22 protein-coding genes are annotated in these 25,535 nt (G+C 59.2%); 8 read left to right on the top strand and 14 right to left on the bottom strand.

Annotated elements, in window-relative coordinates; genetic code table 11:
- Positions 1-68 precede the first annotated feature (68 nt).
- The 9 genes from EBC_RS12205 to ssuD all read right to left on the bottom strand — a co-directional run bounded on the left by EBC_RS12205 (position 69) and on the right by ssuD (position 10,961).
- Complete coding sequence (locus EBC_RS12205) at positions 69-1,457, bottom strand: LLM class flavin-dependent oxidoreductase (RefSeq protein ID WP_041692002.1); 1,389 nt, start codon at positions 1,455-1,457, stop codon at positions 69-71.
- Positions 1,447-2,658, bottom strand: coding sequence for an acyl-CoA dehydrogenase family protein (locus tag EBC_RS12200; protein ID WP_013202098.1), 1,212 nt, complete (start codon positions 2,656-2,658; stop codon positions 1,447-1,449). Before EBC_RS12200 ends, EBC_RS12205 begins: the two co-directional genes overlap by 11 nt.
- On the bottom strand, positions 2,651-4,114 hold the full coding sequence (locus EBC_RS12195; RefSeq protein ID WP_013202097.1) for an MFS transporter: 1,464 nt from the start codon (positions 4,112-4,114) through the stop codon (positions 2,651-2,653). Before EBC_RS12195 ends, EBC_RS12200 begins: the two co-directional genes overlap by 8 nt.
- A 187-nt stretch (positions 4,115-4,301) precedes the next feature.
- Entirely contained in the window at positions 4,302-5,177 is an 876-nt protein-coding gene (locus EBC_RS12190; protein WP_013202096.1) for a MetQ/NlpA family ABC transporter substrate-binding protein, read from the bottom strand.
- 2 nt (positions 5,178-5,179) lie between these two features.
- The gene (locus EBC_RS12185; protein ID WP_013202095.1) at positions 5,180-5,875 is read right to left on the bottom strand and encodes a methionine ABC transporter permease; all 696 of its coding nucleotides are present in this window, start codon (positions 5,873-5,875) and stop codon (positions 5,180-5,182) included.
- The gene (locus tag EBC_RS12180) at positions 5,872-6,888 is read right to left on the bottom strand and encodes a methionine ABC transporter ATP-binding protein (protein WP_013202094.1); all 1,017 of its coding nucleotides are present in this window, start codon (positions 6,886-6,888) and stop codon (positions 5,872-5,874) included. The genes EBC_RS12185 and EBC_RS12180 overlap by 4 nt, the downstream gene beginning before the upstream one ends.
- Positions 6,881-8,293, bottom strand: a complete 1,413-nt coding sequence (locus EBC_RS12175) for an LLM class flavin-dependent oxidoreductase (RefSeq protein WP_013202093.1) — start codon at positions 8,291-8,293, stop codon at positions 6,881-6,883. The genes EBC_RS12180 and EBC_RS12175 overlap by 8 nt, the downstream gene beginning before the upstream one ends.
- An 88-nt stretch (positions 8,294-8,381) precedes the next feature.
- Entirely contained in the window at positions 8,382-9,791 is a 1,410-nt protein-coding gene (locus EBC_RS12170) for an FAD/NAD(P)-binding protein (protein WP_013202092.1), read from the bottom strand.
- Between the two features lie 3 nt (positions 9,792-9,794).
- The gene (ssuD, locus tag EBC_RS12165; RefSeq protein ID WP_013202091.1) at positions 9,795-10,961 is read right to left on the bottom strand and encodes an FMNH2-dependent alkanesulfonate monooxygenase; all 1,167 of its coding nucleotides are present in this window, start codon (positions 10,959-10,961) and stop codon (positions 9,795-9,797) included.
- A gap of 274 nt (positions 10,962-11,235) precedes the next feature.
- On the opposite strand from ssuD, the gene EBC_RS12160 reads away from it, so the two are divergent.
- Both EBC_RS12160 and EBC_RS12155 read left to right on the top strand, forming a co-directional pair.
- On the top strand, positions 11,236-13,122 hold the full coding sequence (locus EBC_RS12160; RefSeq protein WP_013202090.1) for a sigma-54-dependent Fis family transcriptional regulator: 1,887 nt from the start codon (positions 11,236-11,238) through the stop codon (positions 13,120-13,122).
- Between the two features lie 94 nt (positions 13,123-13,216).
- Complete coding sequence (locus EBC_RS12155) at positions 13,217-14,164, top strand: sulfonate ABC transporter substrate-binding protein (RefSeq protein ID WP_013202089.1); 948 nt, start codon at positions 13,217-13,219, stop codon at positions 14,162-14,164.
- 61 nt (positions 14,165-14,225) lie between these two features.
- Here EBC_RS12155 and EBC_RS12150 read toward each other — a convergent pair whose 3' ends face one another.
- From EBC_RS12150 to EBC_RS12130, 5 genes are all read right to left on the bottom strand, one after another.
- Positions 14,226-15,269 (bottom strand): PLP-dependent cysteine synthase family protein, encoded by a 1,044-nt coding sequence (locus EBC_RS12150; RefSeq protein ID WP_065762066.1) that lies wholly within the window; start codon positions 15,267-15,269, stop codon positions 14,226-14,228.
- A 176-nt stretch (positions 15,270-15,445) separates the two neighbouring features.
- The gene (locus EBC_RS12145; protein WP_013202087.1) at positions 15,446-16,258 is read right to left on the bottom strand and encodes a MetQ/NlpA family ABC transporter substrate-binding protein; all 813 of its coding nucleotides are present in this window, start codon (positions 16,256-16,258) and stop codon (positions 15,446-15,448) included.
- Positions 16,259-16,275: 17 nt separating this feature from the next.
- Complete coding sequence (locus EBC_RS12140; RefSeq protein ID WP_013202086.1) at positions 16,276-16,944, bottom strand: methionine ABC transporter permease; 669 nt, start codon at positions 16,942-16,944, stop codon at positions 16,276-16,278.
- Positions 16,937-17,962, bottom strand: a complete 1,026-nt coding sequence (locus tag EBC_RS12135) for a methionine ABC transporter ATP-binding protein (RefSeq protein ID WP_013202085.1) — start codon at positions 17,960-17,962, stop codon at positions 16,937-16,939. The genes EBC_RS12140 and EBC_RS12135 overlap by 8 nt, the downstream gene beginning before the upstream one ends.
- Before the next feature lie 258 nt (positions 17,963-18,220).
- Entirely contained in the window at positions 18,221-18,733 is a 513-nt protein-coding gene (locus EBC_RS12130; protein WP_013202084.1) for a hypothetical protein, read from the bottom strand.
- A gap of 132 nt (positions 18,734-18,865) precedes the next feature.
- Between EBC_RS12130 and EBC_RS12125 the strand changes: the two genes are divergently transcribed.
- The 6 genes from EBC_RS12125 to EBC_RS12100 all read left to right on the top strand — a co-directional run bounded on the left by EBC_RS12125 (position 18,866) and on the right by EBC_RS12100 (position 25,530).
- Positions 18,866-19,267: a hypothetical protein gene (locus EBC_RS12125; RefSeq protein WP_013202083.1), complete on the top strand. Its 402-nt coding sequence runs from the start codon at positions 18,866-18,868 to the stop codon at positions 19,265-19,267.
- A 199-nt stretch (positions 19,268-19,466) separates the two neighbouring features.
- The gene (locus EBC_RS12120; protein WP_013202082.1) at positions 19,467-21,107 is read left to right on the top strand and encodes a TIGR04028 family ABC transporter substrate-binding protein; all 1,641 of its coding nucleotides are present in this window, start codon (positions 19,467-19,469) and stop codon (positions 21,105-21,107) included.
- A 10-nt stretch (positions 21,108-21,117) separates the two neighbouring features.
- A complete protein-coding gene (locus EBC_RS12115; RefSeq protein WP_013202081.1) occupies positions 21,118-22,062 on the top strand; it encodes an ABC transporter permease in 945 nt (314 codons plus the stop codon).
- A complete protein-coding gene (locus EBC_RS12110) occupies positions 22,059-22,910 on the top strand; it encodes an ABC transporter permease (protein ID WP_013202080.1) in 852 nt (283 codons plus the stop codon). The genes EBC_RS12115 and EBC_RS12110 overlap by 4 nt, the downstream gene beginning before the upstream one ends.
- Entirely contained in the window at positions 22,907-24,532 is a 1,626-nt protein-coding gene (locus tag EBC_RS12105) for a dipeptide ABC transporter ATP-binding protein (protein ID WP_013202079.1), read from the top strand. The genes EBC_RS12110 and EBC_RS12105 overlap by 4 nt, the downstream gene beginning before the upstream one ends.
- Positions 24,529-25,530, top strand: a complete 1,002-nt coding sequence (locus tag EBC_RS12100; RefSeq protein ID WP_013202078.1) for a putative FMN-dependent luciferase-like monooxygenase — start codon at positions 24,529-24,531, stop codon at positions 25,528-25,530. Before EBC_RS12105 ends, EBC_RS12100 begins: the two co-directional genes overlap by 4 nt.
- Positions 25,531-25,535: the final 5 nt, after the last annotated feature.

Raw genomic sequence — 25,535 nt, 5'->3', positions numbered from 1 at the left:
GCATGCTGAAATTAATCCATTCAGATCAATTTCAGCTAAGCCTGAGCGAGTTTTAGCAATAGAACGGATTACTGATTATTGCGGTAATTCCGCCCTCCTTTACGCCAGGCTGCGGCCGGATGGCGTTCGGCAAGCCTGTCGCTATTAAACAGTTTTTTCCGCAGCGAGCCGGGCTGATAAGCGGTCTTATACCGCCCGCGCTGTTGCAGTTCCGGCACCACTAATTCAATAAAGTCGATATAGCTTTGCGGATTAACGATGCGCGTGAGGTTAAAGCCGTCGATCCCGGCCTGGTCGATCCAGTCGATCAGCGCGGTCGCGACCTGTTGCGGATCGCCGACAATCAGCGCGTAGCGTCCCCCCAACGCATGCTGCTCCAGCAGCTGACGTTTGGTCCAGCCGCTGTAGGCTTTGCTGACCGACTCGATCGCCCGGGTGGCACCGCTCTGAATCGGCTCATCAAGGTCGAACGCCGCCAGATCGATGCCGGTCGAGCTGGAGAAGTGGGCAATGCCCGCCTCCGGGCTGGCATAACGCAGGTATTCCTGATGCTTCTCCTGCGCCTCGCGTTCGGTGGGAGCGACGATCACCGAAATGCCCATAAAGATTTTCAGATCCTCCGGCAACCTGCCGGCCTCTTTCGCCGCCTGCCGCAGCCTGTCCACCTGTGCGCGCATCGCCTGTGGCGTGCTGCCATTAACAAAGGTGCACTCCGCATGGCGCGCGGCGAACTGGATGCCCCGTGCAGAACTTCCCGCCTGGAACAGCAGCGGCGTGCGTTGCGGAGACGGCTGGGAAAGGTGATAACCCTCAACCTGATAAAATTCCCCGTGATGACGCACAGGATGAATTTTGCTGGCATCGGCATAGCGCCGCTGTTGACGGTCGGCCAGCACCGCATCCTCTTCCCAGCTGCCTTCCCACAGCTGATAGCTGACGTCGAGGAACTCATCGGCCTGATCGTAGCGACGGTCATGCCCCAACAGCTGCGTCTGCCCCATGGCGCGGGCGGCGCTGTCGAGATAACCGGTGACGATATTCCAGCCCACCCGACCGGCGGTCAGGTGATCGAGCGTCGAAAAGCGGCGGGCAAACGGATACGGCGCTTCGTAACTCAGGTTGGCGGTCAAACCAAAGCCCAGATGTTCGGTGACGCTGGCCATTGCCGACACCAGCATCAGCGGATCGTTGACCGGCAGCTGGATAGATTCGCTGGCGGTCAGGGCGATCCCCTGCTGATAGACGTCGTACACGCCGAGAATGTCGGCGATAAACAGCCCGTCAAACAGCCCTTTTTCGAGGATCTTCGCCAGATCCAGCCAGTAACTCAGGCTGTTAAATTCCGTGGAACGATCCTGAGGATGCGTCCACATGCCGTGATGAATATGCCCAACGCAGTTCATATTGAAGGCGTTTAACAGGATTTTTTTCGGCGCGTCCACAGCCCTATTCCCCATTGCCAATCTGCCAGATAAACGTCGGTTCGCGGCCATTAACCGCCCAGTCGCCGACGTTGCGGATTTTGTAAATCACCGGGTTGTGTGACGCCACGGTGCGCGCGTTACGCCAGTGACGATCCAGCGCCTTGCTGACGCGGGTGTCCGATGCGCCCAGCGCGTTAAACAGTTCGGTGGCGGCACGCGGGATCAGCTCGGTGGCAATCACCTGCGCTTTGGCAGCTTCCAGCTCCGCCTGCACGTTGGCCTGCTGGATCGCCTCTTCGCTGCCGCCCTGATGCTCGACGTCAAACGCCCGTTGCAGCGAATGGCCGGCGCGCTGCACGGCGGACTCCACCGCCCATGCCCAGCTGTCGATTTGTCCGACCACCTGCAGCACCTGCACATCCTGCTTCACCAGCGGCGCGTTGCCGTGGCTGTAGATACGCTTACGCGCCGCCACGCCCTGCGCAGCATCGCGGCTGACGGCGCGGCCAATGCCGGCCAGCGTCGCCAGCAATACGTGCTGGTAAAACGCGGTCTGATAGCGGAAGCGTTCGCTGAAGTCATAGACGTGCGCCTGCTCCACCTCCGCCTCGTTGAAGCGCGTGGTGCCGCTGCCGGTCAGGCGCTGACCAAAGCCATCCCAGTCATCGTCGCGCTGTACCGCCGGTTGATGGGTACTGACCAGCGCAATCACATCGCGGTCGTTGTCGGTGCGCTTCGCAAAGACATCGATCCAGTCGGCGTACAGCGTGCCGGTGCTGTAAAACTTCTCGCCGTTCAACCGCCAGCCGTTTTCGCCCGGCGACACCCGGGTTTTGATTTCGCCCAGCTTCAGGTTGCCGATTTCGCTCCAGCCGCTGCCGACCAGTTCACCGTCGGCAAACCGGCTGAACCACTGGCGACGCCCTTCACTGTCGGGCTGATTCAGGCGATCTTCGACAAAGGCAAAATGGGCGCGCAGCGCCTGCGGCAGGTTGGAGTCGGCTTCGGCCAGTTCAGTCAGCAACTGGAACAGCTGCGGCAGGCTGGCACCCAATCCGCCCTGATCGACCGGGATGCGCAGGGTGCCGAATCCGGCCTGCTTCAGCCAGCGGATCGGCTCATCGGCCAGCGTCCGTTGATGTTCCCGCGCGACCGCGCCTTCGGCAATCTGGTTGAAGATCGGGCGGAATCGGGCGGCCAGAATTTCGTAATCTGGGTAAGTGACTTCAGACATGGTGTTCTCCAGTTTCGTGTTCGGTGTCAATGTCCTGACGGGTCGGTTCGAAGCGAATAATCAGCAGGAAGAAAATCGGGATAATGGCGGCCAGCGAGACAATCCAGAACATATTGGTGCCGTACGCCGCCTGCAGGATCGGCAGGATAAACAGCGCCAGCGCGCTGCCAATGCCTGACAGCGAGCGGCCAAAGCCGACGCCGGTGGCGCGAATATGGGTAGGATAAGAGAGCGCCGGATAGATCATCATCTGCGCGCCAGGGCCAAAACCTTCGGCGAACAGCCACAGACCCAGCATCAGCATGGCAAACACCACCCCGGCGGTCGCTTCAGGATGGCCGACCAGCGCCAGCGAAATCAGCGCAATAAACTGCAGCGCAAAGCCGGCGATCGCCACATGCCGTGACGGGAATTTCCACGCCAGGCGCATGCCCAACAGGCCGCCGGTAAAGGCAAACAGCGCGTTAAGGCCAAGTGAGGCGGAGATGGTTTCAAACACGCCGGCGCCCAGGAACTGCGCCAGAATCGACGGCAGGAAGAAGGCAATCGCGGTGTATTCAAACGAGATACAGACGTTCATCACCGCGGTCACCACGGTGCGCTCCAGATAGGGTTTCTGGAACAGCACGCGGAAGCTGACCTTAGGCGGCGCTTTTTTCTCAATCGCCGGCTTTTCTGGCTCAGCTTCGTGGGCAACGATGCCGTAGGAATCGCGCAGGATGCGCACCGCACCACTCAGATCGCCCTGATTGGCCGCCCACAGCGGCGATTCATTCATAAACTTGCTGCGCACGGCGATGATCAGCAGCGCAGGCACCGCGCCAAACAGCAGCGATGCGCGCCACAGCCAGTCCAGATGCTCTTTCGGCAGCAGGAAATAGAGGGCAAAAATGATAAAGAAACAGGCCGAGGACGCGGCGTACCACATCGGGCACCAGGCTGCCAGCCGCGAGGCTTTATTGCCCTTGCCGGTGAATTTAGAGAATTCCGCCAGGTAGGCCATCGCCACCGGCAAATCAATCCCGACGCCGACGCCCATCAGGAAACGCGCGCCGATCAGCACCCAGACGTTCGGTGCCAGGCCAGCAGCGATCGCCGACACCACAAAAAACAGCATGTCGGCCATAAATACCGAGTAGCGGCCGTACTTATCGGTCAGCCAGCCGCCGACCAGGTTGCCGACGATGGTGCCGATCATGATCGACGAGGTCACCAGCCCGGTCAGGGTTGGCGTCAGCCCGAACTCTTTCACCACGTCATCAATCCCGTAGGACAGCGTGGTCAGATCGTAGGCATCGAGGAAGACGCCGCCCAGTGCCAGAAACACGATCCAGCGGGCGTAGCTGTTTTTACTGCTGCTGCTGTTAATGACGTTTGCCACGTCACTGACAGAGCTTATCGGTGTTGAATGCGGCGGCGGGAGTATCCGTTCGCCCTCAAGATTAATCGTGCTCATACTGGCCTCATCATTTTATTATTCGCGGGTGATGAGCTGTTTATAGAAGGATCTTGCGGCGGGGACAAACAACAAATAATCATTATAAAACCATAAAAATCAATAAGATATTCATGTTTTTTTGACAAGCAGAAAAACCGGAAAAGCCAAAGGCCTATCCGGTGATTCAGGGTTAAAACGCGCGCGATTATTCTGCCGAAACAGGCACCAGCACACCTTTCACTAACGGGTCATTGGTCTCTTTCAGCCACTGCTGCAAGCGTGGGTCGGCAAAGGCCTTCTTCAGCTTGACGATGTTCTCGTCGTCCAGATACGGCGTGCCAATCACCAGCTGCGAGGCAAAGGTTTTCGGCGCGGGCGGGAAAAGGATCCCTTTCTCACGCGGAACTTTGCCGGCGTCAAACTGGGACACGTAGCCAATCGCCGCATCCACCGAGTTCAATGCGCGCGGCATGGTTAACAGGTCCAGCTCCTTGAACTTGAAATTATGCGGGTTGGTTTTGATATCCTTAAGCTGCGCCATTCGCGGCTCCACCGTCGGATCCAGACCAATCAGCCCGATGCGTTGCAATAACCACAGCGCCTGGCCCTGATTGGCACCGTCATTGGGCACCACAATTTCCGCGCCTTCCGGTAAATCCTTAATCGAGGTATAGCGATCGGAGTAGATGCCAAATGCCCACTGGAAAATCGGCAGCGCCGGGGTTAAAGCAAACTTGTTGGCGTCGACCACCTGCTTTAACCACCACTGATGCTGATAGACGGTGGCGGCATACTGGCCGTCGGCCACCGTGCGGTCTGCCTGCACCGGATCCTGCAAGCCCACCGCTTCCAGCTTGATGCCATAATCCGGCGCGATATGCTGACCGACGTACTGGATAATGCGCTCTTCGCCGGCCATCGCCGGTTCAAAATGGACCTTCAGCGTGTCGGTAAAGGTGACGGCGTCACTCTTTTTCGCCAGCAGATGCCAGGCCACGCCCGCCACGACAATCACTACCACCACGGCGACAACGCCCGGCCATTTTTTCTTTTTTCTGATTTCAAACTGGTGCTGCGACATGGTCAGGATCCCTGAGAAGGTTGAAGTGCGGCAACCAGGCGGTCGCCAGTAAACTGAATCAGTTGAATGGTGGCAATAAGCACCAGAATGGTGGCGATCATGATGTGGTTGTCGAAGCGCTGATAGCCGTAGACCACCGCCAGATAACCGATACCGCCTGCGCCGATGGTGCCGGCAATCGCCGAGTACTCAATCATCGAGATCAGGTTAAGCACGATAGCCGCAACGATGGCGGGCAAGGCTTCGCTGACCTGCGCCCGGCGGATGATTTGCCAGGTCGACCCGCCGGAGACCAGCCCCACGGCGGTGACGTCAGCCGGCAGCTCGCGCAGCGCCGTTTCCACCAGCCGGGCAAAGAACGGCGTACCGGCAACAATCATTGGGATCACCGCCGCAGGGATGCCGATGGTGGTACCCGTCAGCCAGAAGGTGAACGGAATGATCGCCGCCATCAGCACCAGAAACGGCAGTGAGCGTCCCATGTTCACTATCCAGCTCAGGCTACGGTTCATTGCCACATGCGGAAACAATCCGCGCTTTGAGGTGTTAAACAGCACGATGCCCAACAGGCCGCCGAAGGTGACCACAAACAGCATCACGATGCCGACCATCAGCCAGGTTTCGCCGTAGGCCGGCAGCATCAGGGTGTGGATATCGCGCCACGGGGTGTCATGACTCATTACGTCTGCGGGTTTCATCCGGCCTCCTGCAATGCGGGCTGGAGATCGAGAATTTCGGCATTGATACCCAGTTGATAAAGCTGCTGGATCAGCACCTGATGGCGGGGCCGCTGCGCGCCAAAGCGCACGGCGATGCGCATCCGCCCTGCCAGCCGCTCGCCCACCTGCTCAACGTGTGCCGCCAGCAGATCGATGTGCAGCTGATATTGCTGGCTAAGCTGGCTGATCCAGTCGGTGGCTAGGGGGCGATCGCCATAGGTCAGCTGCAGCAGAATATCCCCCGACGCCTCCAGCGGCTGTAGCGGAAACAGCCGTTGTCCCAGGCTCGACTGCGGGCTGGAGAGCAGATCGCTCAGGGTGCCCTGTTGCACCAGCCGTCCGTCGCTGATTTCGGCCACCGCATCCGCCGCCCTGCGCACCACGTCCATTTCATGGGTGATCAAAATAATCGACAGACCAAAGCGATCGCGCAGCTGTTTCAGCAATGCGAGGATTGAACTGGTGGCCTGCGGATCCAGCCCCGAGGTGGCTTCATCGGCCAGCAGCACCGACGGTTTCAGCGCCAGCGCGCGGGCAATCCCGACACGCTGGCGCTGGCCGCCGGACAGCTGCGCCGGAAAGGCGTTGGCTTTATCGCTCAGGCCGACGCTGTCCAGCAGCTGCCCGACGTGGCGTTTGATTTCACCGGGCACCACGCCGAGCCACTCCAGCGGCAGCGCGATGTTTTCCCAGGCGGTTTTACGCTGCAACAGCGCTGACGACTGAAACACGGTGCCAATGGCCCGGCGTTTGGCGCGCAGCGCGTCACCCGACAGCTGCGACAGATCCTCGCCATTGACCCGGATGCTGCCCGACGAGGGTTTTTCCAGCAGGCTGATGCACTTCGCTAGCGTGGATTTTCCCGCGCCGCTCGGGCCGACCACGGCGGTGATCGACGCCGGCGGCACGGTCAGCGAGATGCCTTTCAACACCTCCACCGTTTTCCGGCCCGGCGCGGGATAGTGTTTTTTCAGCTCAGAGATTTCAATCATTGAGCACCTCACTCTCCGGCTGCGGCACGTCGCCCGACACGCGGCGATAGCCCACGCCAGGATGCGGCGCTGCAAGACGGTCGCCCTGGCCAAACAGTTTTTCGCGCAGGGTGCCCGGCTGATAGTCCTTCTTGTAGACGCCGCGTTTTTGCAGCTCCGGGATCAGCAACTCCACCACATCGGTGAAGGTTTCGTGAGTGACGGCGTAGGCGAGGTTAAAGCCATCGACATCGGTCTCTTCCACCCAGCTTTGCAGCTCGTCGGCGACGGTTTCTGCACTGCCCACCAGCAGCGGGCCAAAACCACCAATCCCCACCCAGTCGGCCAGCGCCTGCACCGTCCACTGACGATCCGGATCGGCGGTGGAGAAGGTTTCCACCGCCGACTGGATGGCGTTGGTGTGCAGGTGTTTAAGTACCTGGTCCGGCTGATACTGGCCAAAATCGATCCCGGTCCAGCCGGAGATCAGCGCCAGCGCGCCCTCATAGCTGACGTATTTTTTGTACTCTTCCCACTTCGCCTGCGCTGCCTGGTCGGTTTCACCGACGATCACCGTTTGCAGGTTAAAAATCAGGATACTGCGCGGATCGCGGCCGGCCTCCGCCGCGCGACGGCGAATATCCGCCACGGTTTTCTTCAGCAGCACTTTTGATGGCGCGGCAACAAACACGCACTCGGCATGCTCAGCAGCAAACTGCTTGCCCCGGCTGGAGGCTCCGGCCTGATACAGCACCGGCGTGCGCTGCGGCGACGGTTCGCACAGGTGAATGCCCGGCACCTGGAAGAAGGTGCCCTGATGGTTAATCGGGTGGATTTTTGTCGGATCGCTGAAGATGCCGCGCACGCGGTCGCGTACCACCGCATCGTCTTCCCAGCTGCCTTCCAGCAGCTTGTACACCACCTGCAGATATTCGTCGGCATAGTCATAACGCGCATCGTGATCGGTCTGGCTCTGATGACCGATATTCTTTGCCCCGCTTTCCAGATACGAGGTGACGATGTTCCAGCCGATGCGACCTTTGGTCAGGTGATCCAGCGTGGAAATACGGCGGGCAAACGGGTAAGGATGCTCGAAGGAGAGCGAGGCGGTCAGGCCAAAACCAAGGTGTTCGGTGACTAACGCCATTGGGGTGATCAGCGCCAGCGGATCGTTAACCGGTACCTGGGTCGCGTTGCGGATCGCGGCATGGTTGTTGCCGTCCAGCACGTCATACACCCCCAGCACGTCGGCAATAAACAGTCCGTCGAACTTGCCTCTTTCCAGCAGGCGGGCCAAATCGGTCCAGTAGGCCAGATCCTTATATTCCCACGAGCGGTCGCGCGGGTGCGCCCACAGGCCGGGAGACTGGTGACCGACACAGTTCATATCAAAAGCGTTCAGGCGAATTTCACGTTGCGATGACATAGCAGACTCCATAGCAGGCACGGCAAGGGCTCGCCCTTCCGTTCCGGCACTCAGTAAAAGGATATTTTTTTCAGGAAAAATCAGCGGTTCAGGAAGGGGGACATCGCTCGCCGTCGGACCGGGAAGCGATCCCCAGCAGCTGCTGCGCCAGGGATTCGGCGTGTTCAGCAACCTGCGGTAAGCCCATTAATTCACCGAAGCGGCCGCGCGCGGCGGGCCCGACGACGTAAAGGTGGGGATTGCTTTGGTCGTGGCGGTTCAGGGTGCGGGAATAGGCATCGACAGCGATCCCCATCGCCAGCGGATCGGCCTTAATCAGCCCTTCCGTCGCCAACTGCTGTAGCAGCGGATTACTGCTTAACAGTGCGCCGTGGGCCGGGCCGGTGGTGACAATCAGCCGGTCGACCTGCACGCTGTCGGCCTGTGCCTGGCCGCGTCGCTTCAGGCTCAGGATCACCGTGTCGTTATCGACCGCCACCTGTTGCAGGCTGGCGGCCAGCACCTGAAGGTGCCCGCTGTGCAGCAGTCGCGTCAGCACCGCGCTGACCTGTGGTGCAATGCGGTAGCGATGCACATCCCACCACGGCCGCAGATGGCGCAGGAAACTGCGCTGCTGGCTGAGCGGCAGCTGTTGCCACAGGCGTTGACCGTTGAGGCGAATATCGTCCAGTACCAGCTGCCACGGCTGCTGTTCGGCGGCGGCCAGACGGACTTCCTGGCGGATGCGGCGCAACCAGCCGAGTGCGGTCGCGGCCTGCGGTTGCTGGTAATCAAGTGGTCGCGGCGCAAAGTCACCGGTGATATTCGGACGCGGCAGCTGACCCCGGCGGGAGAAGGCGACGATGCTGCCGCGATGCCCCTGACGATGCAGCGAGGCGACCACGTCCGACATGGTTAAACCGGAGCCGATAATGGCCACCCGATCGTCTTTAGCCACCTGGCTCAGCGCATCGGCCTGCCACGGATTGGCGATCAGCGCAGGATGCCCGGCCAGCGCCTGCTGAAGTTTTGCCGGCACCGCAGGCGGCGGATGGCTGACCGCCAGCACCACGTCATCCGCGCGGTATTTTTTGCCGGACGCCGTCAGCACCTCGCCGTTTTGCAGCGCTATCGCCCGATCCTGAATATGGGTCACCCGCACCGCCGAGGTGTTCAGCGCCTCAGCCAGCTTGCCTGCCACGTAAGCGCCAAACTGGCCGCGCTGCGGATAGACCTTGCCGTCCTGCCACAAGGCTTTGGCATCGATCTGAAAAGCGGCCGAGGCACGATACCATCGGTCAAAGTCCCCTTCTTCCGCCGCCGAAAGCTGCATTCTGGCCGCCGGCACGTTAATCCTGTGCGCCGGATCGATGGTGCCATAGGCCACCCCCTGAGCCAGCTGGGCGCGCGGTTCAATAATTGTCACCTCCAGTCCGGCGTGACCCAACCGCGCCAGGTGGACAGCCAGCGCCGTGCCGGTAAAGCCGCCGCCGATAATGACAATCTGCCGATCGCTCATGACTCAGTTTCCCTGTTTGCCCGGACGGCGATCGCCACCGATGGTTTCGCCAAAGGGTCCGGTATTGATGGTACGCTGGCGCTTCTCGGCATTGCTGGCCAGCGGCAGCAACGGCATCACCAGTTCCGCAAAGCGGTGCGCTTCTTCCAGATGAGGATAGCCCGAGAAGATAAAGTTTTTGATGCCCAGTGCCTGATATTCACGAATACGATCCGCCACCTGCTGCGGACTGCCTACCAGCGCCGTGCCCGCTCCGCCACGCACCAGGCCAACGCCGGCCCACAGGTTAGGCGCGATGCGCAACCCGTCTTTCGAGCCGCCGTGCAGCGCGCTCATGCGGGCCTGTCCGGTGGAATCCATCCGCGAGAAGATCTTCTGCGCGGCGGCGATGGTGTCATCATCAAGGTGGGCAATCAGCTTGTCGGCGGCGGCCCAGGCTTCTTCTTCGGTTTCCCGCACAATCACGTGCAGACGAATGCCGTAATCCAGCGTGCGGCCCCGCTCTTCAGCGCGCTGACGCACCACGGCGATTTTCTCCGCCACCTGTTCAACCGGTTCGCCCCAGGTCAGATAGGTATCGATCTGGTTGGCGGCCACCTCCAGCGCTTCTTCCGAAGAACCACCAAAGAACAGCGGCGGACCGTCTTCCTGCACCGGCGGGAACAGCACTTCAGCCCCTTCCACGCGGATATGCTCGCCGTGGTAATCGACCTTCTCGCCCTTTAACAGGCGCGAATAGACTTCGAGGAACTCGCGGGTGACCTGGTATCGTTCGGCGTGGCTGAGGAAGATGCCGTCGCCCTTGTTTTCTACCGGATCGCCGCCGGTCACCACGTTGATCAGCAGACGCCCTTCCGACAGGCGATCCAGCGTGGCGGCCATCCGCGCGGCCAGGCTCGGCGGCTGTAAGCCGGGACGCACCGCGACCAGATAGCGCAGCCGTTTGGTGATCGGCGCCAGCGCGGAGGCCACTAACCAGGAATCCTCGCAGCTTTTGCCGGTGGGGATCAGTACGCCGTAATACCCCAGATTGTCGGCGGCGAGCGCCACCTGCTGCAGGTACGGCAGATCGACGGCTCTTCCGCCTTCGGTGGTGCCGAGATAACGGCCATCGCCGTGGGTCGGTAAAAACCAAAATACGTTGAGATTGTCCTGCGCTGCGTCGCTCATTATCCGTTTCCTATATAACGATATCTGAATTTATTGTATTGATTATTCTCGTTTGGTTATAAAGACCATAGCAGGAACCATGCCACAATTTAATCCTGCCATTGTTATTATTTTTCAATGGGTTAGATTTTAAGATCCCCGTCCCTTTTTGCTGCAAATGCAACAGCCACTGATGACCGTCTGCTGCATTTGCAGCAAACCGGCCGGTCACCCCCTCGTTATCGCCCGCGTCTGAAGGTATGGTTTCCGTTCCGCTTAATGTGAGGGATCCCCGATGCAAACCCACGGCCCGGTGTTAATTGATCCTGCTTCTATTGCCTTCCAGAGCGTTCTGGACCGCCTGGCGCCGACCGACGCCACGGTGCTGATCGTCGGGGAAACCGGCACCGGCAAAGAGGTGGTGGCGCGCTATCTGCATCATCACAGCCCGCGACGCGACCGGCCGTTCCTGGCGGTTAACTGCGGTGCGCTGACCGAAAGCCTCGCCGAATCCGAACTGTTCGGTCATGAGAAAGGCGCCTTTACCGGCGCGGCAGATCGTCATCAGGGCTGGTTTGAAGCGGCGGAAGGCGGCACGCTGCTGCTGGATGAAATCGGCGAGCTTAGCCTGCCGTTGCAGGTGAAGCTGCTGCGGGTGTTGCAGGAGCGCGAAGTGACGCGGGTGGGATCGCGTCGCCCGGTAAAGGTCAACGTTCGGATGGTGGCGGCCACCCATGTGGATCTGGCGCATGCCATTCGTGAACGTCGTTTCCGTGAAGACCTCTATTACCGGCTAAATGTCGCGGCGGTGGCGCTGCCGCCGTTACGCCAGCGGCGGGAAGATATTCCGCTGCTGGCCGATCACTTTTTAACGCTGTATGCCCGGCGGCTGGGCCGTCCGCAGCTGCGCCTCAGTGAGGAAGCGCTGGGCACGCTGATGGATTATGCCTGGCCGGGCAATATCCGCGAGCTGGAAAACACCCTGCACAATGCGGTGCTGTTGAGCAGAGAGCCGCTGATTACGCCGCAGCAGCTGCGGCTCAGCGCCGCTAATCTGACCTCGCTGCCCCATGATGACGATTCGCTGGATGCGTTCTTACGCCAGCAGTTGGTAGAAAATGACAGCCCGCTTTATCAGCGGGTGCTGGATTCGCTGGTGCGCAATGCCTTTGAACTGAGCCAGGGCAACCAGCTGCAAACCGCTACCCTGTTGGGCATCAGCCGCAATACGCTGCGCACCCATCTTGGCCATCTGGGCCTGATTAAAGCCCGCCGCAGCGTGGCCGGCGCGACAGGCAAAACCGCGAACGAATTGGGCAGCAGCGAGCGCGAACTGCGGATTGGTTACCAGAAGTTTGGCAATCTGGGGATTTTGAAAGTGCGGCAGACGCTGGAAACGCAGTTTGCCGATCGCGGCGTTAGCGTGCTGTGGAGCGAGTTTCCCGCCGGTCCGCAGTTGCTGCACGCGCTGACCAACGGCGAGATCGATTTTGGCACCACCGGCGAAGTGCCGCCGCTGTTCGCCCAGGCCAGCAACAGTCCGCTGCTGTATGTCGCCTGGGAACCCGCCGCGCCGCAAAGCGTGGCGCTGCTGGTGGCGCACGACAGCCCGGTGCAGACGCCGGCCGATTTACGCGGTAAGCGCATCGCGGTGAATAAAGGCTCCAACGTCCATTACCTGTTGCTGCAAATTCTCGATGAGGCGGGCCTGACGCTGGACGACGTGCGCGTGGTCTATGCCCCGCCGAAATATCCGCTGACCCCCAGCGATCATCATGCGGTCGATGCCTGGATGATGTGGGACCCGCTGCTGAGCGATGCCGAACACGGCGAGCAGCTGCGGGTGATCGCCAACGGCGTTGGCCGGGTGAACAACCATCAGTTCTATCTGGCGCATCGCGATTTTGTCGGGCATTCCGCCGATTTGCTGGACACGCTGATGTCGGCCCTGGAACACACCGGACAGTATATCGAGGCACACCGCGATGAGGCCGCCGTGCTGCTCTCCGCTGAGCTCGGGCTGTCCACCGCGTCCCTCGGCCATGCGCTGGCGCGCCGCAGCCATCAGCCGCGGCGCATGGATTTGACCATTATTCGCCAGCAGCAGGCGATTGCGGATCGCTTCTACGCCCTTGGCCTGCTTTCCCGCGCGATCAAGGTGCGTGAGGCGGTCTGGCCATGATTTTTTCAGCTAAGCAAAGCAATTTTACTCGTTAAGCCGTTTTCGCGCGGTTTGCTATGTTGCTGAAACACCACTTAAAACACTGGGATTAAAGATGAAAAAAATCGTATTGAGCGGCCTGATTGCCGCCGCACTCAGCGCCTCGGCGTTTAACGTCATGGCAGAAACTGCCCCTAAACAGGTCACCATCGGTTTCCAGAAAGCCAATATTTTTGCGCTGCTGAAGTACCGCGGCACGCTGGATGCCGAGTTTAAAAAACAAGGCATCGCGGTGAAGTGGGTCGAATTCCCGGCCGGCCCGCAGATGCTGGAAGGGCTGAACGTCGGCAGTATCGATCTGGCCGCCACCGGCGATGCACCACCGACCTTCGCCCAGGCGGCGCAGGCCGACCTGGTGTATCTGGCGCACTCGCCCGCTAACCCCAAAACCGAAGCGATTGTGGTACCGGAAAACTCAGACATCAAAACCGTGGCCGATCTGAAAGGCAAACGCGTGGCGCTGAATAAAGGCTCCGACGTTAACTATCTGCTGGTCAGCGCGCTGGAAAATGCCGGATTAAGCTACAAGGACGTGAAGGCCATTTACCTGCCGCCTGCCGATGCGCGTGCCGCCTTCCAGCGTGGCGCGGTCGATGCCTGGGTGATTTGGGATCCCTACTACGCGGAAGTGGAAACCAATGCCAAAGCCCGTTTGATCAAAAATGCCGAAGGGCTGGTGCCGCATTACACCTTCTATCTCTCCAGCCGTAAGTTTGCCGATACCTATCCGCAGACCGCCAAACAGGTGGTCGATCAGCTCGGCACGCTGAGCGACTGGGCCAACAAAAACCCGGAAGAGGCAGCCAAAATACTGTCAACGTCGACCGGTTTGCCGCAGCCGATCTGGCAGCGGGCGATTGCCAGAATGCCGTTTGGCGCAGAGCGAATGACGCCGGAAGTGTTTAAGGAACAGCAGGCGCTGGCAGATAAGTTTACCCAGATTGGCCTGCTGCCGGTGAAGGTTAACGTTGCCAGCGCAACCTGGTCGCTGGATAAGAAATAATGTTGATGTAATGGCAAAAAGGGCAATCAGCTGATTGCCCTTTTTTATGGGCTGGGGTGACTCAGGCGATCGCTTCCGCCTGGCGATTCAGCGCGGCCGCCTGCAGCTGTTCAACGCTGAGGCCGGGATCGAACAGGCCGGTGGAGAGGTAGGTCAGGCCGCTGTCCGCGAGGATCGCCACAATCCGCTTGCCGGCATATTCCGGCCGCCGGGCAACCTCGCGCGCGGCATACAGCACCGCACCCGAGGACTCACCCACCAGGATGCCATCCGACAAGGCGACTTCCCTCGCCGTCTGCACCGCCTGCCAGCTCTCCACCGCAATCGCTTCATCGCACAAACCGCGATCGAGCGTCAGTGGCACCCGCTCCGGGGGCACCTCGCTGAAGGCATGCACGCCGGTGATCTCGCGGGTGTCCGGGTTGTCCTTGTCCGGGATGCTGAAGCGGCCGGGCTCGACGGCGATCAGTGCGATCTGCGGGTTAAGCTGCTTAAGATAGCGTCCCGCCCCTGACAGCGTGCCGCCGGTGCCGACGGACGCGATCAGCACGTCAACCTGCCCTCCGGCCTGTTGCCAGATTTCCGGCCCGGTATTGTGGAAATGGGCCTGCGGATTGGCCGGGTTTTCCAACTGGCAGGTGAAGCAGATATTCGGCTCTTTCAGGATCACGTTATCGGCCAGCCAGCGGGCGGCAGCCACAAAGTCGCCGTCACTCGCTTCGATCACCTTGTCGAAGCCGGGCACCGCGCTAAACGGGATGATTTCCGCACCAAAGGCGTTGAGGATGGCAAAACGTTCGGCGCTAAGTTTGTCATGCAGATAGACGCGAAACTTATAGCCTTTGGCCGCGGCAATCGCGGCCAGGCCAATGCCGGTATTGCCGCTGGTGGTGTCGACCAGCGTCATGCCCGGCCTGAGCTTGCCGCTGCGCTCCGCCGCTTCGATCATCGCCAGCGCGGTGCGATCTTTGATGCTGTGATTGGGATTAAAATATTCCAGCTTGGCGACCAGATCGGCAGTCAGTTGATGCTGTTGGGAAAAGCGGGTGAGGCGTAATAGCGGGGTCTGACCTACCAGTTCGGTAATGCCATTATGTATTGTCATCATGCGCTCCAGTCAGGCGGGTTAAGCAATCTACTGGCAAATATTCCGCTTATCGTCTGAAAGGTAAATTAAGAAATAGCGCAAAGGTTTCCAGAGAAATAACTAAGTCCGCGAAGCATAACGCCTCGATGTGAAAAAGGCCGGTTTCCCGGCCTTTGCATAAACAAAACCTGGAATCAGTTATTCACCGGAATAACGGCACCTTTATATTTGGTGCGGATCCAGTCCTGAATTTGTTTCGAATGCAGCACGGTGACCAGCGCTTTTATATCCGGCTTGTTTTCATCGCCACGGTGCACGGTGATGATATTGGCGTACGGGTTATTTTCACCGCTTTCAACGGCAATCGGATCTTTTACCGGATTAAGGCCAGCATCAATGGCGTAGTTGGCGTTAATCACCACCGCATCGCCTTCGTCATTGTTGTACATCTGCGGCAGCAGCGCGCCTTCGACGTTAGCAATAAACTGCAGGTGTTTTGGGTTCTCAACCACGTCGCTGATGCGCGCGTCCACTTTGCTGACGCCAGGCTTCAGCTTAATCACGCCTGCCTTCTCAAAGATTGACAGGATACGGCCCTCTTCCGCCACCGCATCACGCATGATCACTTTGCCGTTCTGTGGCAGATCCTTCAGCGATTTGTATTTCTTCGAGTAAATGCCAATGGGCTCGATATGGATTGCGCCAGCGCTGACAAAATCATAGGTCTTGTCGTCGGCATGGTCTTTCAGCACGCTGTTCAGATACGGCACGTGCTGGAAGTAGTTAGCGTCGATATCACGGCTGGCCAGCGCGGTATTTGGCAGGATGTAGTCCTGGAAAGGTTTGATTTCCAGATCGATGCCCTGCTTCGCCAGGATTGGCTTGGCCTGCTCCAGAATTTCAGCATGCGGTACGTTGGACGCGCCAACGGTCAGCGTATCAGCCCATGCGCTCAGACTCATCGCAGCCAGAGTGGCAGCAGCCAGCAGTGTCAGTGTTTTTTTCACAGTAAATCCCCTAAAAGTTAACGTTTATCGAGCCGTGTGGTCACGAGATCACCTACGAACTGGATGATAAAAACAATCACCAGAATCATTGCCGTCGCCACCAGCGTCACATCGCCGTGGTTACGTTGAAAACCTTCCAGATACGCCAGATTGCCGAGGCCACCTGCGCCAATCACCCCGGCCATCGCGCTGTAACTGACCAGCGCAATCAGCGTAACGGTGATGCCCGACACCAGGGCTGGCGAGGATTCCGCCAGCAGCACGCGGAAAATCAAGGTACTGATGCGCGCGCCCATCGAACGCGAGGCTTCAATCACCCCTTTATCGACTTCGCGCAGGCCGATTTCCACCAGCCGCGCGTAGAACGGCGCCGCCCCGACAATCAGCGCCGGCAGGGCCGCATCCGCGCCCAAAATGGTGCCGATCAGCTTTTTGGTGAACGGGATCAGCAGCACAATCAGAATGATGAACGGGATCGAGCGGAAGACGTTGACCAGCACCGAGATCAGCGCATAGATCGCCCGGTTCTGGAACAGGCCGCCGCGCGCGGTCAGGAACAGCGCCAGCCCGAGTACAATTCCCAGCACAAAGGTCGCCACGCCGGAAATCGCGGTCATGTACAGGGTTTCACCGGTCGCAGACCACAGCTGGTCCAGTTTCAGGTGCGGAAAGAGGGACTCAATCATTGGCGACCACCTCGGTTGTAATGCCATGCGCGTGCAGGTCCTGCAGAATGTTCTCCAACTGGCTGCGGTTTGCGTTGACCTGTAACCACAGTTCGCCAAAGGTGCCGTTGCTGGTTTGCGTCATCTTGCCGTGCAGGATGTTGAACGGCAGCGCGTATTTCAGCGTCAGTTCGCCGACAATCGGCTGGCGGGTGCTCTGACCGATAAAGGTCAGCTTCAGCACGCTGCCGCCCGTCTCATCCACCAGTTCAGCATTGAACGGCGTGTCTGCGCGGCTGTACTCGCTGGTTTGCTTCACGAACTGGCGGGTGATCGGTTGTTGCGGATGGGTAAAGACCGACAGCACCTCGCCCTCTTCGACGATGCGACCGTCTTCCATCACCGCCACGCGATGGCAGATTTTGCGCACCACGTGCATTTCGTGGGTGATCAGCACGATGGTCAGCTTCAGCTTGCGGTTGATATCCAGCAGCAGATCGAGGATAGCATCGGTGGTTTGCGGATCGAGCGCCGAAGTGGCTTCGTCACACAGCAGCACTTCGGGATTGTTGGCCAGCGCGCGGGCAATGCCGACACGCTGCTTCTGCCCGCCGCTGAGGTTGGCCGGATAGGTCGACTCTTTGCCGGTCAGCCCCACCAGCTCAATCAGCTCTTTGACCCGCGTCTGGATCGCCGCTTTCGGTGCGCCGGCAATTTGCAGCGAAAAAGCGATGTTTTCGCTGACGGTGCGCGACCACAGCAAATTAAAGTGCTGAAACACCATGCTGATTTTCAGCCGTGCCGCGCGCAAAGCTTCGCCTTTTGCCTGGGCAATATCCTGCCCGGCAATGGTCACGCTGCCCGACGTGGGTTTTTCCAGCCCGTTAAGCAGACGGATCAGCGTACTTTTTCCCGCGCCGCTGTAGCCGATAATGCCGTAGATCTGCCCCTGTTCAACCTGAAGGCTGACATCGTCGACGGCCCTGATCGGACCCGCCGTGCCTTTGAAGGTCTTGAATACGTTGCGTAAAACTATCATCTGTTGCCTGTCTGTCTGCGGCGATTGAATCGCTTATTAAATGAACTGATTGTTTTTGCTGCATTATTGATAAAACTTATGACACGGGATAGTAGGCAGAGCCGATATGACTGGAAAGGACTTAAAGGGAATGTCTTATAGCTAAAGTGAATATGATGGGCGGGTGCGGGGTGGGAATATTTGGCAATTAACGGGTTTAGCGAAATGTGCCGATGTGAGAAAAGAAAACCCGGCATCCGCCGGGTTTGGGCTGGGAGATTATCTTGCAGGATGTTGTGCTATTTCTTGCCTGACCTCTTCAATCACCTCCTGCAGGGTTCCAAGGCACCCCGCCGCCTCAGGACCAGCCCTTTTTAGCGCCGGTTCAGCCCTGGCAAAATAGGCTTCAATTTGCTGTTGAGTAAAGTGGGTCATGCCGGGTATGGCGCAAATAAACGAGCTACCGAAACGCTGTTTTAACGGGTCGGCATTGTGATCCAGCGCGCGGGTTGCAGTAATTACCGCGACAGGGTCTTTAATCAGCGCCCTGCTAAGCGCGGTCGTCAGCGCCTCCGTCTGCCGATCGTCAAGGGTGTCGCCAATACGGTTAATCTCCTGCGGCAGTGCCTGCAGCGTTTTGCCGTCGGCCTGTTCCACCAGCCGAATATAAGCGTGCCAGTCGTTTGCTGCTGCCATGCACGCCGTCGATAAGATACCGGCAATTAAAATCATGGTACGTCGGATCATCTGATGAATATTGCCGCTAACCCGTAAATAAACTGATATTGCCATTCGATGAACTCCATTTCATGATAAGAAGGATGATTATTGCTTCCTGGCGGTTTAGGATGAAATAGAGATTGAAACTTTATTGCTATAAATCAATTAAATGCTTCGTTAAAAATGAAAAGTGAAGGATCGAATTTGAACAGGAAAGTAAAAATAGGGATATGGGCGATTGTGCTGATAGTTACCGTGCCGCTGGCGGCAGTCATTGCCCTTATCTACCTGCGCACCGGGCACTATCTTTACAGCGAGGAGAATCTGGCGAAGTGCCAGAAGTTCACGCCGGAACAGGCGAAAATTGTAGTCTTACGCTCCCGGCTGAAAAACTATGATGGCTGGTCGTCTGAGGGTAAAGCCTGGTCTGCCGCTCAGGCGGCTCAAATTACTTTCCTTGATGGCGAAATCCATAAAACAGATTCAGACTGGTTCATCCCCTTTACGCAAACCAACACCGAAAATGTGAAGAAATACTTTGCGATGTTGGACTGCGGCACGCTGATCGTTGAATATGCCGCAGAGCCTGAAGAGCCGCCCCGCTGATCGTCGGTATCACCCTGAATATCCGGGCTGAAGCAGCGTTTGTGCAGCTTCAGCCCACAATAAGACTGCCGTACCGTCAATCCCGCCTATATTCGCCTGCCGATTAACCTTAGATGATTTCCTTGGTTCACCCCGCTCCTGCTAAAGCCTGATATTTAACGTCACTTCCCTGAAAATATTGACGTTAAAGGATCCCACTATGCCACACACTTTCCGCCCTGAGGCGCTGGCTCGTCCGCTGGCTTTAAGCATTGCCCTTGCCCTGTTTGGTGGAAACGCCGTTGCGGCGGATTCGCCGGTTAAAGGCGGCACGCTGATTTATCTGGAGCAGCAGGCGCACACCAACCTGTATCCCCCGGCGGGCGGTTTTTACCCTAACGGCGGCATCCTGAATCAGATTACCGACAAGTTGACCTGGCAAAATCCGGAAACCCTCAAGGTTGAACCCTGGATTGCCCAGAGCTGGACAACTAACGCCGATAAAACCGAATACACCTTCAAACTCCATCCCGGCGTGACCTTCTCCGACGGCACGCCGCTGGATGCCAATGCGGTCGCCAAGAACTTCGACACCTACGGATTGGGTAATAAAGCCCTGCGCCTGCCGGTTTCAGAAGTGATTAACAATTATGATCATAGCGAAGTGGTCGATCCGCTGACCGTGAAGTTCTATTTCAAAAAATCGTCCCCCGGCTTCCTGCAAGGCACCGCCACCATCGGTTCAGGACTGGTGTCACTCAGCACCCTGGCGCGCAGCTTCGATCAGCTGGGCGATGCCCGCCATATCATCGGCTCCGGCCCGTTTGTGGTCAGCGATGAGAAGCTGGGTCGTGAGGTCGATCTGGTCGCCCGTAAGGATTACCAGTGGGGACCGGCAAACATCTCTCAGCAAGGCCCGGCGAACCTCGACGGCATCAAGATTATTGTGACGCCTGAGGATAGCGTGCGCATCGGCGCGTTGCTGGCCGGTCAGGCGGATTTTATCCGCCAGGTGCAGGCCTACGACGAGAAACAGGCTAAAGATCAAAACTTCCCGATTTATGCCGCACCCACCCGTGGCGTCAACGACAGCCTGAGCTTCCGTCCTGATAACCCGCTGGTCAGCGATCTGCGTGTGCGTCAGGCCCTGCTGACTGCCACCAACTCGAAGCAGGTGGTGGAAACGCTGTTCTCCCCTAACTATCCGCAGGCCACGTCGGTGATTGCTACCACCGCCGCAGGCTACGTCAACCTTGCCGACAAGCTGACCTTCGATCAGGCGAAAGCCAAAAGCTTGCTGGATGAAGCGGGCTGGAAACCGGGCGCCAACGGCATCCGCGAGAAAGACGGCAAGCCGCTATCGCTGACCGTTTACGAGTCCCTGCCGCAGCCGCAGAACAAAGAGGTGCTGCAGCTTATCGCTCAGCAGTGGCGTCAGGTCGGCGTGGAACTGAAAGTGAAGGCGGGTGATGCAGGCAGCAAAACGCTGGACAGCCTTGACCCGCTGAAAACGCCGTTGAACGTCACCGAAGTGGGCCGTGCCGATCCGGACGTGATCAAAAGTAGCTTCTATCCGGCCAACCGCGATGCGCTGCTGCAAAAAGGCGGATCGAGTGACAAGGTGAAAAGCTTCCGGGATGACAAGCTGAATCAGCTGCTGGTGAATATTTCTGCCGAGATCGACCCTGCCAAACGTCTGCAGCTGACCGGCGATGTGCAACGCTACCTGCTGGAGCAGGCTTACGTGATCCCGATTTTCGAAGAGCCGCAGGTGTTTGCCGGTGCGCCATGGCTTAAGGGCGTGAAGTTCGAAGCGGTCGGCCGTCCTGCGCTTTATAGCGCCTGGCTTGAAAAGCATTAAGGAGATCTGAATGCGCCATTATCTGCTGTATCGGGTTGGGCATGGGGTGCTGGTGCTGTGGGCAGCGTTTACGCTCTCCTTTGTGCTGCTGCAGGTGCTGCCCGGCGATGCGATCCTGATTAAGTTTCAGAACCCGGATTTGGGGCTGAGCCCGCAACAGATCGCCGAGATGCGGCAGGCCTATGGCGCAGACAGTCCGTTGTGGCAGCAGTATCTGCATACCCTCGGCGCGATGCTGCAAGGCGATTTTGGCTATTCGGTACAGGCCGGCGTGCCGGTCAGCGAACAGTTGCAGAGTAATCTGCCAGAGACGCTGCGCCTGGCCGGCTGCGGTTTTGTGCTGGCGGTGGTGCTGGCATTTGTGCTGGCCGCGTTGTCGCGCATTCCGGCGCTGCGGGGATTGCGAAACCTGCTGCAATCGGTGCCGGTGCTGTTTATCTCCATCCCGACCTTCTGGCTGGGTATCGCGTTAATTCAGCTGTTCTCTTTCCAGTTGCGCTGGATACCGGTGATCAACCCTTCCCCGTTACAGGGCCTGATTCTGCCGGTGATCACCGTGGCAATCCCGATTTCCGCCCCGCTGGCGCAAATCCTGTTACGCAGCATCGACGAGGTGGCAACCCGGCCATTTGTGGCGGTGGTTCGCGCCAAAGGCGCCAGCGAAAGCTGGGTGTTGTGGCGGCACGTACTGCGTAACGCCATGCTGCCGGTGCTGACCGTCGCCGGACTGCTGCTGGGCGAGCTGATCGCCGGTGCGCTGATCACCGAAACGGTGTTTGGTTTAGGTGGCCTCGGCCAGTTAACGCAACAGGCGGTGAATAATCAGGATGTCGCGGTATTACAGGCGGTGGTGATGATTTCGGCACTGGGCTTTGTGCTGATTAATATGCTGGTCGATCTGTTAATGCCGCTGTTCGATCCCCGTCTGCAAACCGTGACCAGAGGTGCCGTATGAGCCTTGTTGATTTTGCCACCGCGCGGCAAAAGCCCACGCCCACCCGTCAGGCCTGGAACGTTCAGCCCGGTCTGTGGCTGGCGTGGTTAGTGATGCTGCTGGCGGCCATCGCCGCGCTGTTTCCCGCTTTACTGACGCCATACAGCGCGGTTGAAGGGATTGCCGGCGCGCAGCGTCTGGCCCCGCAGGCCGGACACTGGCTGGGAACCGATCAGCTGGGTCGTGACGTTTTCGCCCGCATTGTCTATGGCGCGTCGCACTCGTTGTCCGCCGCGCTGCTGGCGGTGGCCATGGGCGGAATTTTTGGCACCGCGCTGGGCGTGCTGGCCGGTGCGGTAGGCGGTAAAACCGAGTCGGTAGCGATGCGTGCGGTTGACGTGCTGCTGTCGATTCCCTCGCTGCTGCTGTCGTTAAGCGTGCTGATCCTGCTGGGCTTTGGCACCCTCAACGCAGCGACGGCGGTGGGGATTGCCTCCATCGCCAGCTTTGCCCGCCTGGCGCGCGGTGAAGTGGTGCGCATTCGCCACAGTGATTACGTCGAAGCGGCGTTTGGCAGCGGCGGACGCTTTCTGTCGGTGCTGTGGCGCCATATTTTACCCAACGCGCTGGCCCCGGTCATTGCCTATGGTGCGCTACAGTTTGGTCAAGCGATCCTCGCCCTTTCTACCCTGAGTTTCCTCGGCTACGGCACCCCGCCGCCAGCCCCGGAATGGGGATTGCTGATCGCCGAAGGCCGCAACTATCTGGCCACCGCCTGGTGGCTGACCACCTTCCCCGGTCTGGTGGTGGTGTTCGTGGTGCTGGCGGCCAACCGCATCAGCCAGCAACTTTCAGGAGGCCGGAAATGAGTTCGCAACCCGAGTTACTGCTCAACGTTGAGCAACTGAGCCTGAGCTATCGCACTGGCGCAGCCTGGAAAGAGGTGGTGCATCAGGTCAGTTTCCAGCTTAACAAAGGGGAAATGGTCGCGCTGGTCGGCGAATCCGGCTCAGGTAAAACCACCACCGCGCAGGCGATTATTGGCCTGCTGGCGGAAAATGGCCGTCGCGACGGGGGTCGTATCCTGTTGAACGGCGAAGATATCAGCCAGTGGTCGTCGCGACGGCTGGACAGCGTTCGCGGCGCGCGTATCAGCCTGGTGCCGCAGGATCCGGGCAACTCGCTTAATCCGGTGAAAACCATTGGCGATCAGGTGGAGGAGATTTTACGTCTGCATCGCGTCTCTGACCGCGCCGGACGCAAACAGCAGGCGATCGAGCTGCTGACCCGCGTCGGGCTCAGCCATCCTGAGCAGCGCGTTAACCAGTATCCTCATCAGCTGTCAGGCGGCATGAAACAGCGCGTGCTGATTGCCATCGCCCTGGCGCTGAAACCGGACATTATTATTGCCGACGAGCCGACCAGCGCGCTGGATGTCACCGTACAGAAGCGCATTCTCGACCTGCTGGATCATTTACGCCGTGAGTCCGGCACCGCCGTGCTGTTTGTCACCCATGACCTGGCGCTGGCCGCCGAGCGCGCCGACCGCATTATTGTGTTCCGCAATGGTGAGATTCAGGAACAGGGCGCGACCTCGCAGGTGATCGGCGCGCCAAAACAGGCTTATACCCGCCAGTTGCTTGCCGATGCCCTGCCGCGTCCGCGCCAACCTGATAATTCCGCCAGCCCGCGCTCATTCTCCGCTCCGGCGATTCAGGCCTCGCGCATCAGCAAGGGTTTCGCGCTGGGGAAAAGCCAACGGTTACAGGCGCTGAACGAGGTCAGTTTTGCCGTGGCCCGTGGCACCACCCACGCCATCGTCGGCGAGTCGGGTTCGGGCAAAACCACGCTGGCGAGGATCCTGCTGGGATTTGAGTCGTCGGACGCTGGCCGCATCACCCTCGACGGTATCGTGGTCAACGGCCTGCAGGGCGAATCATTGCGCCAGCTGCGACGCCGCATCCAGTTTGTTTACCAAAACCCGTTCGCCTCGCTCGATCCGCGGCAAACGCTGTTTCGCATTATTGAAGAACCGCTGCTGAATTTTGACCGGCTCAGCCGCGACGAACGCCGCCAGCGGGTGGAAGCGGTGACGCAGAAGGTGGCGCTGCCGCTCGATATCCTGTCGCGCAGCGCGCGGGAACTGTCCGGCGGCCAACGCCAGCGCGTGGCGCTGGCCCGGGCGCTGATCCTGCAACCGTCGATTCTGGTGCTGGATGAAGCCACCTCGGCGCTGGACGTCACGGTGCAGGCGCAGATCCTCGCCCTGCTGCAACAGTTGCAGGCAGAACAGGGCCTGACCTACCTGTTTATTACCCACGATTTGGCTACCGTGCAGCAGATTGCCGACACCCTGACCGTGCTGAAGGCCGGTGAAGTGGTGGAATCTGGTGACGTTGTCACTATTTTTAACGCACCGCAACACGCTTACACCCGCGAGCTGCTGGCCGCGATCCCTGTTTATTCCCCGCCGGTTAAGGAGTTTTCATGACCGCTAAACGTATCGGCTTTTTCACCCGCCTGCTGGATAAGGTCCCGGCCAGCGCGCGCTACCGCCTGGCCACCGAGCAGATCCAGCACGCTGAGCGGCTGGGTTTCGACAGCGCCTGGATAGCCCAGCACCATTTCCATGAAAATGAAGGCGGTTTGCCCTCGCCGCTGCTGTTTCTGGCGCATGTTGCTGCCCATACCCAGCGCATCCGTCTGGGTACGGCGATTATCACGCTGCCGATGGAAAATGCCCTGCGCGTGGCGGAAGATGCCGCAGTGCTGGATCTGCTGGCCGAAGGTCGACTGGAGATTGGACTGGGTTCCGGCGGCACACCAACCTCGTTCCTGCCGTTTGGCCTGACCTTCGAACAACGCGGTGCGGTGTTTGGAGAACATCTGCACACGCTGCTCAGTGCCTGGCGTGGCGACTCGCTCAGCCATCCCGATAATCACCTGTATCCCCCGGCGCCGCAGCTGGCGGACCGCGTGTGGATTGCCACCTTCTCGGTGGAAGGCGCAGTACGCGCGGCGAAAAGTGGGCATGGACTGATGCTGTCACGCACCCAGCCTCGCCCGGCTGACCAGCCCAATCTGCCGCTGGATGCGCTGCAAAACCCGATGATCGATGCCTATCTCGACGCCCTTCCGGCCGGCGTTGAGCCGAGGATCCTCGCGTCCCGCACCGCCTTTGTTGCCGACTCCGATCACTACGCCCGCAAGCTGGCAGAGCCGGGTATTCGTGCCCAGGTCACCCAGTTTGTGGCCTCCGGTCAGCCGCTGCGCGGCGACAGTTTTGACGACTATTTACGCCAGGTTGACGCCCATGTCGGCAACGTGGAACGGGTCACCGCATCGCTTTTGCAGGACAGCGTGCTGCCCCGCGTCACCGATATCTCTTTCCAGGTTCATTCGGTTGAACCGCCGCACGCCGACACGTTGCGCTCTGTTGAGCTGATTGCTGAGCACATTGCGCCACTGCTAAGAACCCTGAAACCTTAACCGGA

The organism is Erwinia billingiae Eb661 (genome assembly GCF_000196615.1).
GTDB lineage: Bacteria > Pseudomonadota > Gammaproteobacteria > Enterobacterales > Enterobacteriaceae > Erwinia > Erwinia billingiae.
Note: the sequence above shows the minus strand (reverse complement) of the source record. Positions and strands in the feature narration are given on the sequence as shown.